Below are 10,173 nucleotides of genomic sequence, written 5' to 3'. Positions count from 1 at the left end.
TGCTGATGACGATGCGCGCCTACACCGAGGGCTGCCGCGCGATGGCCTCGGTGGCCGCGGCCGCCTACGACGCGGCGCACCACCATGCCGACGCCGAAGTGCGCAAGCAGAACGCGGCTTTCTACGAATTCATGGTGCCGCTGGTCAAGGGCTACAGCACCGAGATGAGCCTCGAGGTCACCTCGCTCGGCGTGCAGGTGCACGGCGGCATGGGCTTCATCGAGGAAACCGGCGCGGCGCAGTACTACCGCGATGCCAAGATCCTCACGATCTACGAAGGCACCACGGCGATCCAGGCCAACGACCTCGTGGGCCGCAAGACCGCGCGCGACGGCGGCCAAACCGCCAAGGCCATCGCGGCCCAGATCGAGAAAACCGAGGTCGAGCTCGCGCGGCGCGACAGCGCCGCCGCACGCGCCGTGCACCGGCGCCTGAAGGCCGCGCGCACGGCCTTCGTCGATGTGGTGGCGTTCGTCGCGGGCGCAGCCAAGGCGTCGCCGAATGCGGCGTTCGCCGGCAGCGTGCCCTACCTGATGCTTGCGGGCAATCTGGTGGCCGGCTGGCAGCTTGCGCGCTCGCTGCTGGTGGCCGAGGAGCTTGCGGCGGCCGGCATCGACGTGGCCTTCATGCAGGCCAAGATCGCGACCGCGCGCTTCTATGCCGAGCACATCCTCAACAAGGCGCCGGGCGTCCGCGACAGCATCGTCGACGGTGCCGAGAGCGTGACTGCGCTGCCAGCCGTGATGTACTGATGGGAATGATGTGTAACTGCATCGGCACGAAGGCTGCAGGTGTGTTTGCCACCTGGCGCTTGGGCGCCGGCGGCGCGTCTGGAACGACGCTGCCGGGGCGCATCTCGGCCGCTTGCGCCCAGCGCCGCAGCAGGTTGGCATTGATCATGGGTCAACCGGGGCCGCCTCCGGCGGCCTGGCGGAGCGTCACAAGAGCCGGGCGTCGTAGACGACGCGGCCGCCGACGATCGTCTGCGTCGCGACGATGTCCTTGATCTGCTCTTCGGGCACGCTCAGGTAGTCGGCCGACAGCACCACCATGTCCGCGAAGCGCCCGGGCGTGATCGCGCCCTTCGCACTTTCTTCGAAGGTCAAGTACGGTCCGGCATTGGTGTAGAGGCGCAGCGCCTCCTCGCGCGACACCTTCTGGTCGGCGCCGTACACCTTGCCGCGCGGGTCCTTGCGCGTCACCATCAGGTACATGCCGACGAAGGGGTTCAGCAGGTTGACCTCGTTGTCCGTGCCCGCCGCAGTGCCGCCGATGCCGAGCGCGTCGACCAACTGGCGGGTCGGCACGGCGCGGTTGGCCAGCAGCGGCCCCATGTAGCGCTCCACCGTCCCCGCCTTGTCCCACAGGAAGGCGTTCTGCGCATCGACGCGCACGTCCATTTTCCCGGCCTGTGCGATCTGGTCTGGCGCAATCAGGCTGCCGTGCACAACGCTGAAGCGGCGTCCCCGGATCGACCGGTCCTGGTCGGCCGCCGCATAGGCCTTGAGCGTCAGGTCGACGGCGGCATCGCCTACCGCATGGGTGTGCACGCGCCAGCCGTAGCGATTCGCCAGCTGCACGTTGCGCTGGTAGGAGGCGGGATCGACCGCGACCCTGCCGTGGTTCTGGGGCTCGTTCGCGTAAGTGCTGCGGATGAAGGCCGACTTGAGCGTCATTCCCCCGTCCGCGATCAGCTTGATGCCGGCCACACGCGCCCAGTCGTTGCCCTGGTTTTCCTTGAACTTCGCGGCCTTCAGCGTCTTCTCGAACTCCTCTGCGCTGCCTGTGGGAATGCGCCAGAACATGCCGGCGCGCACCGTGGCCTGGCCGCGCTCGGCGACCGTGAAGTACGTGCGGATCTGCTCCTCGCTCAATCCCGCGACGACCGTGCTCGTGATGCCCGAGCGGTTGTACACGCGCTGCGCGGCGATGTTCTGCGCCACGCCCTGCTCGAAGGTCGGCGGGGGAACGATCTTCTCGACAATCCCGATGGCCGTCGACTCGAGCACGCCGGTGGGCTCGCCGGCGGCGTCGCGGTGGATCTTTCCGCCCACGGGGTCGGGCGTGCCGCGCCCGATGCCCGCGGCTGCCAGGGCCTTGCTGTTGGCCATGGCGAAGTGGCCGACGGTCTGCACGAAGACGGGGTGATCGGGCGCGACCGCGTCGATCTCCTGCCGGGTCAGGTAGCGCTGCTCCTTCAGCTGCGAAGGCGGATGCCAGCGGCTGGTCTGCACCCACTGGCCGGCCGGCACCTTCTTGTCGCGAATGAAGTCGCCGATGATGGCCTGGGCCTCGGCCACCGTCCTGGCCTTGATGACCTGGGCGCTGGTCTCCACCGTGCCGGCGCCGTCCATGTGGGTGTGGCTGTCCATCAGGCCCGGGACCACCGTGCGGCCTCCGAGGTCGACCACGCGCGTGGCTGGCGTCGCGAGCTGGCGCATGGCCTCGCTGCTGCCGACGGCGACGAAGCGGCCGTCCTTGATCGCGACGCCCTGCGCGATGGAGAAGTCCTTGTCCGCGGTGATGATCTTGCCGTTGACGTAGACCACGTCGGGGTTGGACGATCCCATGTGGGCGCAGCCCGCGAGGGCCAGGCCGGCGGCGAGCGCCGCGGCTCTCGGCGCGCGGCGGGCGAATGCGGCGGCGGCGGCCTGCATGCGAGATGGATTCGAAATTCGAGTCACTTTTGCTCCTTCCGGTTGATGTTCAGGAAAACAGGTCTCGGATTCGGCGCATGGAGGGCGGCGGCTCCTGGACGATCGGGGGGGGCGTCGCTCGTCGTGAAGCGGCCTTTCCGATGCGAGGTGCCTGCCGTCGACGTGTCACCGTTCGACGAGGGCGGGTTGAGAAAGACTCAGCGGGGCAGTCCTTCCGCCCAGCGCGAATACAGGCAATGCAGGACGGACTTCATGCCGTCCGTTCTTGCAGGCAGATCGGCCAGGGTCTGCTCGCGCGACGTCACCGCGGGATGACCGGCGCGAAACGCGCGGTCCAGCTGCGGTCCGTTGCGCTCCACGGAGAGCGCCACCAGCTGCGGCGTCATCTCCAGGTGGCACTGCATGGCCAGGTGGCGTCCGTCCATCACGAAGGCCTGGTTCTCGCAGTGCGTGCTGGTAGCGATGCGTTCGGCGCCGGGTGGCAGCTCGAAGGTGTCGGCATGCCACTGGAAGACCGGCACGGACGCACCCGCGGGTTGTGCGAACCATTCCTGCGCCGTGGCCGTGTCTTCCAGGGTGACGCGGTTCCACCCGATTTCGGGCTGTGCATTTCGCCGCACGCTGCCCCCCAGGGCCGCCGCCACGATCTGGCTGCCCAGGCAATGGCCGCAGACGGGGATGCCGGCAGACGCCGCCTCGCGGATGAGCGCGGTCTCCTGCGCGATCCAGGGAAGCGGATCGTTGGCGCTCATGAAGCCGCCCATGAACACCAGGCCGGAGAACGCGCCGGCATCGGCGGGCACGGGTTCGCCGTCCACGATCCGTATCAGGCACCAGGGCAGCTGCAGCGCATCCAGGATCGCGGGGACGCTGCCGGGCGCGCCGACCTCGGTGTGCTGGAAGATCGCGATCGGTTTCATGCCGCAGCGAGCTGCAGCCCGTCAGGCTGCCGCGGCGCCTCCTCGATGCCGACACCCAGCAGGCGATGCAGCAGGGCCATGTCGCCGGCCAGGCCGGCGCTGTCGCCTGCGTGCGCCAGGGTGCCGCGCTCCAGCACGATGGCCTGCTGCGTCATCGACAGCGCCAGCACCGGATGCTGCTCCACCACGATGCAGGCGAGGCCCTCGCGCTCGCCGAGCGCACGGATGGCGCGGGCCAGCTCCTCCACGATGATGGGCGCCAGCCCTTCCATGGGTTCGTCGAGCAGCAGCAGCCGGGGGTTGGTCATGAGCGCACGGCCGATCGCGAGCATCTGCTGTTCGCCGCCTGACAGCTGATTCCCGTAGTTGCCGCGCCGCTCCTTCAGGCGCGGGAAGAACTCGTAGACGCGCCGCAGGTGCCAGGGCCCGCGCCGCGCCACGACGAGAAGGTTCTCCTCCACCGTGAGCGACGGGAACACCTCGCGCTCCTGGGGCACCCAGCCGAGCCCGGCGCGCGCGCGACAGTGCGGGGCCAGCCGCGTGATGTCCTGCCGCTTCCAGCGAATGGTGCCGCTCATCACGCGGGTGTTGCCCATCAGCGTCTCGAGCAGAGTGGTCTTGCCGACCCCGTTGCGTCCCAGCACTGCGAGGCTTCGGCCTTCGTCCAGGGAGAACGAAAGCCGGTCCAGCACCACGGCGTTGCCGTAGCCGGCGGTGAGCGTGTCGAAGGCCAGAAGCTCAGGCATGCAGCACCCCCGAGGACCCGAGGTAGACCTCGCGCACGCGCACGTCGGTTGCGATTTCGCGCGGGGTGCCCTCGGTCAGCACGCTGCCCGAGACCAGCACCGAGATGCGCCTGGAGAAGCGGAAGACCAGATTCATGTCGTGCTCGATGAAGAGGATGCTGATGTCCTGCGGCAGCTCGGAAATCACTTCGAACAGCTCGCCGCTCTCGTCCTCCGGCACCCCGGCGGCTGGCTCGTCCAGCAGCAGGATGCGAGGCTTGGCCGCCATCGCGAGCGCGATCTCCAGCAGGCGCTGCTTGCCATATGCGAGGACGGAGACCGGCGTGTCGGCGAGCGCGTCGAGCTTCAACCGCGCCAGCAGCGCGTGGGCTTCGTCGTACACGCGGGTGATTCGGCGAAGCGGGCGCCACCAGGTGGAGGCCAGGCCTTCGCGTTCGCAGATCGCCAGCACGATCGAGCTCAGCGGCGTGAGGCTGGGAAACAGCGTGTTGATCTGGAAGGTTCGCGCCAGCCCGATGCGTGCCCGGCGGTCGCAGGACAGCGGCGTGATGTCGCGATCGCCGAAGTGGATCGATCCGCTGGTGGGCCGGACCACGCCGGTCAACAGGTTGATCAGGGTGGTCTTCCCGGCGCCGTTGGGGCCGATGAGCGCCTGGCGGGCGCCGGGTTCCAGCGTGAGGTTGACGTCGCTCACCGCGGCGAAGGCGCCGAAGCGCACGCCCAGGCCCTGGGTGCGCAGCGACGGGGTGGACGCGCGGATCATTTCGCCTCCCTCGCCACGACCAGGCGCGACAGCATGCCCATGATGCCGCCGCGGCCGAGCATCACCGCGGCAATCAGGAAGATGCCGAGCCAGAACATCCAGAACTGCGGGTCGATGTCGGCGAAGGCATCGTGGACCAGCATGTAGACAATCGCCCCGACGATGCCGCCGTACAGCCGCCCAGCCCCGCCCAGCACGAGGATGATCAGGACCTCCGCCGAGCGGTTGAAGCCGATGGATTCGATCCCGACGAACTGCGTCGTCTGCGCCAGCAGGGCCCCCGCCACGCCCGCCACCGCGGCGGAGAAGCAGTAGGCAAGCCGCAGCCGCGCCCCAACCGGCGAGCCGATCGCCAGCATGCGCTTGCGGCTGTCGTGGATGCCGCGCAGCGCGAGGCCGAAGGGCGAATGCAACACGCGGCGCACCAGGAGGAACATGGCGAGCACGACACCGAAGCTGTAGAAGAAGGCGGTGCGCCCCCACAGGTCGAACGGGAAGTGCCCCAACACCGGCCACATCTCGATGCCCTGGAGGCCGTCGGTGCCGCCGGTGATGCTGCTGAGGCGGTTGGCGAGTTCGGCAAGCAGCACGCAGACGCCGATGGTGATCATCAGCCGTGTCAGGTCGGCCCCGCGGACCACGAGGTAGCTCAACAGGTAGCCGAGGAGGGCGCAGACGAGCAGCGCCAGCAGCAGCCCCGAGAACGGCTCCGCCCAGCCGTGCTTCGCGAGCAATCCGGCAGCGTAGGCGCCCATGCCGAAGAAGGCGGCGTGGCCCACGGTGAGGATGCCGGCGTAGCCCAGCGCCATGTCCAGCGAGACCGCGAACAGCCCGAAGATCAGGATCTGGCTGAGAAGCGTGAGCTTGTCGGGCATCAGCAGGGAGCTGGAAGCGAGCGCCAGCCAGAACAGGGCTTCGAGCCAGGGCAGGAGCCCGCGGGGAATGGTCAGCGCTTTCATGCCAGGCCCTTCCGGGGGATCAGGCCGTTGGGACGCACGAGCAGCATCGCCACCATGACCACGTAGACCAGGAACGCGCCGGCCCCGGGCAGGTAGTACTTGCCCGCCACGTCCACGATGCCGACCAGCAGTGCGGCCAGGAAAGGGCCGCTGATGGTGCCGGCACCGCCGACGCACACGACGATGAGAAAGTAGATCAGGTACTTCAAGGCGAACGAAGGCTCGAGCCCCAGCAGCCCGAGGCTCAGCGCGCCGCCCAGGCCCGCCAGGCCGCAGCCGAAGGAGAAGGTGAGGAAGAAGAGGCGCTGCACGTGGATGCCGGTGCCCGCGGCCACCCGCTGGTTGTCCACGGCCGCGCGCACCATCGCGCCGTAGCGCGTGCGGTTCAGCACGAGCAGCAGCGCGACCAGCACCAGCAGGCCGCTGGCGACGAGGAAGAGCCGGTAGCGCCCCACCTCGAGCCCGAGCAGGTTCACGCGGCCCTCCAGCGACGGCGGCAGCGAGAAGGCCTGCATCGACGGCCCGAAGAAATAGGTGACGACCGAGATGGCGACGAACACCACGCCGATCGACAGCAGGACCTGGTCCAGCGGATGCGAGCGGTAGAGGCGCCGGAAGAAGGCGAACTCCAGCGCCGCGCCGATGGCGGCCGCGGCGACGAAGGCCACCGCCAGCGCGGCATAGAAGCCCAGGCCCGCGTGCTGCATCGCCAGGCTGGCGGCATAGCCGCCCACCATGGCGAAGGCGCCGTGGGCGAGGTTGACGAAGTTCATCAAGCCCATCGTGATCGACAGGCCCACGCCGATGAGGAAGAGGAGCATGCCGTAGGCCACTCCGTCGAAGAGCACGATCGCCATGGTGGGTGTCTCGAAGGTCTCTCGCCGGGGCGCGTCAGCTGCCTTCCTTGGCCGGGTCCTTGACTCGGTCGAACTTGTCGAACTCCACGTTGACCAGCTTGCCGCCGGACTTCTCCGTCTTGCGGATGTAGACCGTCTGCACGATGTCGCGCGTGGCGGCGTCGATCTCGACAGGGCCGCGCGGGCTCTCGAAGGCGAGGCCCTTGAGCGCCGCCATCAGCTTGTCCCCGGCGGCGTCGCCCTTGGTTTTTGCCAGGGCCAGGTCGATCGCGGCCAAGGCGTCGTAGGCGGTCACCGCGAAGTAGTTGGGGCGCATGGCGGTGCCGAACTGGGCTTCGAAGTCCTTCACGAACTTCTGGTTCTTGGCGCTCGGGTGGGCGTAGGAATAGTGATGGCTGGTGACCAGGCCGAGCGCGACGTCGCCGGTCGCTTCCAGGAAGCTGTCGTCGGTCGCTTCCCCAGTGGCGAAGAGCTTGATGCCCGCTTCTTCCATGCCGCGTTCCTTCCAGACCTTGAGGAAGGATGGCGGCATCACGCCCGAGGGAAAGAAGAAGAACACGGCCTGCGGCTTGCTGTCCTTGATGCGCTGCACGTAGGCCGAGAAGTCCGGGTTGTTCATGGGCGTGCGCACCTCGCCGACCACCTTGCCGCCGCCGGCGGTGAACGCCTTCTTGAAGGCGGTCTCCGCATCCTGGCCCGAGGCGTAGTCGGCGACGACGGTGTAGGCCTCCTTCACGCCCTGCTTGAGCATGTACCGCGCCATGGGGTCGGTGACCTGCTGCACGGTGAAGGACAGGCGCGCGATGTAGGGCGAGCTGGTGGTGATGGCCGAGGACGCGGCGTTCATCACGATCGTGGGCACCTTGGCCTGGGTGGCGATGGCCCCGACGGCGTAGGCGTTGGGACTGAAGTCGAGGCCGGTCAGCACGTTCACCTTGTCACGCACGACCAGTTCCTGAGCGATGCGCTTGGCGGCATCGGGCGCGGGACCGCCGGTGTCCTTCTTCACGATCTCGACGGGGCGCCCGGCGATCTTGCCGCCATGCTCCTTGAGGTAGAGCGCGATGCCGGCATCGAACTGACGCCCGTAGTCGGCATAGGGGCCGGAGTAGGTGGCGATCAGGCCGATCCGCAGGGCATCCTGCGCGTGGGCCGGGACGAGGGCACCGGCACAGGCCAGCACAGCGGTGCTCAGTAGAACTCGGGTGGACGTCTTCATGGGGAACTCCTGGGTTGGCCGGCGAACCGGCGTGGGGGCCTGGGCAAGGAAGGGGCCGATCTGCGATCGGCTCAGCTTTCTGTCTCTCGTTGGATGGATTTGAGATCGGCGCTCGGGTCCTGCAGCAGCCTTGGATCGATGCGCGCTCGCGCCGCGATCAGCTTGCGGCTGTGCATGTGCTCCGCGGGCCGGTTCACCGAATGCGCGGCGACCAGCGCGCCGCCGCGCAGGTAGAAGAGGCTGAAGCGGCCGGCCTGCATGTCGCCGCGCAGCACGGCCTCGTCGCCGGCCTGCGGCAGCCCGGCCATCTGCAGCTTCAGGTCGTGCTGGTCGCTCCAGAACCACGGCACGCCGCCGAAGGGTTGGGGCTGGCCCGCCAGCGCGCTGGCGGCGGCGCGGGCTCCGTCGTTGGCTGCCTGGATGGACTCGAGACGCATGCGCGCGGGGCCGCCGGGCATGGCCGGCAGCACCGTGTTGGCCACGTCGCCGATGGCGATGACGCCGGCCTCGCTGGTGCGCCCCAGCGCATCGGTGAGGATGCCGTTGTCGCAGGCGATGCCCGCCTGCTGCGCCAGCTCGGTGTTGGGTAGCACGCCGATGCCCATCACGACCATGTCGCAGCCGATGCGGCTGCCGTCGTCCAGCTCGACGTGCTGTACGCGCCCCGATTCGCCGATGAGCGCACGCACGCCGTGGCCCAGCATCAGCGCGACGCCGCGCTGGCGGTGCGCATCGGCCAGGTAGTCGGACATCAGCGGAGGAAAGCTGCGCGCGAGCAGGCGCGGCTGGCTTTCGACGACCGTCACCGCGGCACCACGGGCGGCCAGTGCCGACGCGACCTCCAGCCCGATGAAGCCGCCGCCGATCACGCAGGCCCGCGTGGCGCGGGCGAGCGCGTCGGAGATTGCGAGCGCGTCGTCGAGGGTGCGCAGGTCGTGGACGCCCGCCAGGTCGGCTCCGGGCACCTGCAGGGTCCGGCAGCGCGCGCCGGTGGCCAGTGCCAGGCAGCCGTAGCGCAGCGTGGTGCCGTCGTCCAGCGTCAATGTGCGTGCAGCGGTGTCCACCGCCGTGGCGCGCCGGCCCGTCCGCAGATCGATGGCGTTGTCGGCAAAGAAGCCCGGGCCCCTCAACGCCAGCGCGTCGACCGAGGTCTTCCCCGTCAGCAGGCCCTTGGAAAGCGGCGGACGCTGGTAGGGCGCGTGGCGCTCCTCGCCCAGCAGCATGATCGGCGCGTCGAAGCCCAGCTCGCGCGCGCTGGCCGCAAGCTGCGTGCCGGCATAGGAGGCGCCGACGATGACCAGGGGCTCGGCGGCGCTCATCAGACCTGGCTTTCGGGGATGCGGACTGTCAGGCCGTCGAGCTCGGACGTGACGGCGATCTGGCAGCTCAGTCGGCTGCCGGGCAGGCGCTGCGAGGCGACGCCGTCGAGCAGCTCGTTCTCCATCTCGTCGGGCAACGGCAGGCGGCTCCTGTCGGCGTCCGCCACGTAGACGTGGCAGGTGGCGCAGGAGCAACTGCCCCCGCACTCGGCATCGATGCCCCGCACGTTGTGGTGGATGGCAGTCTCCATGACGCTGGCCCCGGCCTTGGCGTCGATGCTGCGCGTGCTGCCGTCCTGCAGGATGTAGTGGATGATGGGCATGCGGCACCTCAGAACATGTCGAAGTACTCGCGGTGTTCCCACTCGCTGACTTCGAGGTTGAAGCGGGCGATTTCCGCTTCCTTGATGTGGCAGTAGTAGTCGACGAAGCGCGGGCCGAGCTGCTCGACCAGCACCGTGTCGGCACGCAGGGCGGCCAAGGCGTCGTTCAGCGAGCGCGGAAGCGGGTCGGCCTCGGTCTCGTAGGGCGCGTCGGCCGAGGGGCCGGGGTCGAGCTGCCGGCCCAGGCCGTCCAGGCCGGAGAAGATCTGCGAGGCCAGGTACAGGTAGGGGTTGGCCGTCGGCTCGCCCACGCGGTTCTCGATGCGGGTCGCGCTCTGGCCGGGGCCGCCGAGGACCCGCAGCATGGCACCGCGGTTGTCGCGCGCCCACGAGGCGCGGTCGGGTGCGAG

Annotated in this window: 10 protein-coding genes and 1 pseudogene; 1 reads left to right on the top strand and 10 read right to left on the bottom strand. The window is 69.1% G+C overall.

Annotated elements, in window-relative coordinates; translation table 11 throughout:
* Nucleotides 1-752: acyl-CoA dehydrogenase (locus tag APY03_RS43100; protein WP_232324113.1), on the top strand; the 752-nt coding region annotated here is incomplete at its 5' end.
* 186 nt (nt 753-938) lie between these two features.
* Here the strand turns inward: APY03_RS43100 and APY03_RS00775 are convergent.
* From APY03_RS00775 to APY03_RS43095, 10 genes and pseudogenes are all read right to left on the bottom strand, one after another.
* Nucleotides 939-2,684, bottom strand: a complete 1,746-nt coding sequence (locus APY03_RS00775; protein ID WP_146039325.1) for an amidohydrolase — start codon at nt 2,682-2,684, stop codon at nt 939-941.
* Between the two features lie 170 nt (nt 2,685-2,854).
* The gene (locus APY03_RS00770; protein ID WP_068672963.1) at nt 2,855-3,577 is read right to left on the bottom strand and encodes a type 1 glutamine amidotransferase; all 723 of its coding nucleotides are present in this window, start codon (nt 3,575-3,577) and stop codon (nt 2,855-2,857) included.
* The gene (locus tag APY03_RS00765) at nt 3,574-4,323 is read right to left on the bottom strand and encodes an ABC transporter ATP-binding protein (RefSeq protein ID WP_068672960.1); all 750 of its coding nucleotides are present in this window, start codon (nt 4,321-4,323) and stop codon (nt 3,574-3,576) included. The genes APY03_RS00770 and APY03_RS00765 overlap by 4 nt, the downstream gene beginning before the upstream one ends.
* Nucleotides 4,316-5,086 (bottom strand): ABC transporter ATP-binding protein, encoded by a 771-nt coding sequence (locus tag APY03_RS00760; protein ID WP_068672958.1) that lies wholly within the window; start codon nt 5,084-5,086, stop codon nt 4,316-4,318. The genes APY03_RS00765 and APY03_RS00760 overlap by 8 nt, the downstream gene beginning before the upstream one ends.
* Nucleotides 5,083-6,045 carry a branched-chain amino acid ABC transporter permease gene (locus APY03_RS00755; RefSeq protein ID WP_068672956.1) on the bottom strand — a complete coding sequence of 321 codons (963 nt, stop codon included), beginning with the start codon at nt 6,043-6,045 and terminating at the stop codon, nt 5,083-5,085. Before APY03_RS00755 ends, APY03_RS00760 begins: the two co-directional genes overlap by 4 nt.
* The gene (locus tag APY03_RS00750; RefSeq protein ID WP_068672954.1) at nt 6,042-6,902 is read right to left on the bottom strand and encodes a branched-chain amino acid ABC transporter permease; all 861 of its coding nucleotides are present in this window, start codon (nt 6,900-6,902) and stop codon (nt 6,042-6,044) included. Before APY03_RS00750 ends, APY03_RS00755 begins: the two co-directional genes overlap by 4 nt.
* 34 nt (nt 6,903-6,936) lie before the next feature.
* Complete coding sequence (locus APY03_RS00745; protein ID WP_083944079.1) at nt 6,937-8,121, bottom strand: ABC transporter substrate-binding protein; 1,185 nt, start codon at nt 8,119-8,121, stop codon at nt 6,937-6,939.
* 71 nt (nt 8,122-8,192) lie between these two features.
* The gene (locus tag APY03_RS00740; protein ID WP_068672952.1) at nt 8,193-9,440 is read right to left on the bottom strand and encodes an NAD(P)/FAD-dependent oxidoreductase; all 1,248 of its coding nucleotides are present in this window, start codon (nt 9,438-9,440) and stop codon (nt 8,193-8,195) included.
* Nucleotides 9,440-9,763, bottom strand: a complete 324-nt coding sequence (locus APY03_RS00735; RefSeq protein ID WP_068672950.1) for a 2Fe-2S iron-sulfur cluster-binding protein — start codon at nt 9,761-9,763, stop codon at nt 9,440-9,442. Before APY03_RS00735 ends, APY03_RS00740 begins: the two co-directional genes overlap by 1 nt.
* Before the next feature lie 8 nt (nt 9,764-9,771).
* A pseudogene (locus APY03_RS43095) lies at nt 9,772-10,173 on the bottom strand (glutamine synthetase); the annotation flags it as partial.

Source organism: Variovorax sp. WDL1 (assembly GCF_001541225.1).
Lineage (GTDB): Bacteria > Pseudomonadota > Gammaproteobacteria > Burkholderiales > Burkholderiaceae_C > Variovorax.
Note: the sequence above shows the minus strand (reverse complement) of the source record. Positions and strands in the feature narration are given on the sequence as shown.

What these genes read in the sequence shown, in the direction of transcription:
- APY03_RS00735 (WP_068672950.1), bottom strand. Translation starts at nt 9,763, where the DNA reads ATGCCCATCATCCACTACATCCTGCAGGACGGCAGCACGCGCAGCATC.
- APY03_RS00740 (WP_068672952.1), bottom strand. Translation starts at nt 9,440, where the DNA reads ATGAGCGCCGCCGAGCCCCTGGTCATCGTCGGCGCCTCCTATGCCGGC.
- APY03_RS00755 (WP_068672956.1), bottom strand. Translation starts at nt 6,045, where the DNA reads ATGAAAGCGCTGACCATTCCCCGCGGGCTCCTGCCCTGGCTCGAAGCC.
- APY03_RS00750 (WP_068672954.1), bottom strand. Translation starts at nt 6,902, where the DNA reads ATGGCGATCGTGCTCTTCGACGGAGTGGCCTACGGCATGCTCCTCTTC.
- APY03_RS00765 (WP_068672960.1), bottom strand. Translation starts at nt 4,323, where the DNA reads ATGCCTGAGCTTCTGGCCTTCGACACGCTCACCGCCGGCTACGGCAAC.
- APY03_RS00770 (WP_068672963.1), bottom strand. Translation starts at nt 3,577, where the DNA reads ATGAAACCGATCGCGATCTTCCAGCACACCGAGGTCGGCGCGCCCGGC.
- APY03_RS00760 (WP_068672958.1), bottom strand. Translation starts at nt 5,086, where the DNA reads ATGATCCGCGCGTCCACCCCGTCGCTGCGCACCCAGGGCCTGGGCGTG.
- APY03_RS00745 (WP_083944079.1), bottom strand. Translation starts at nt 8,121, where the DNA reads ATGAAGACGTCCACCCGAGTTCTACTGAGCACCGCTGTGCTGGCCTGT.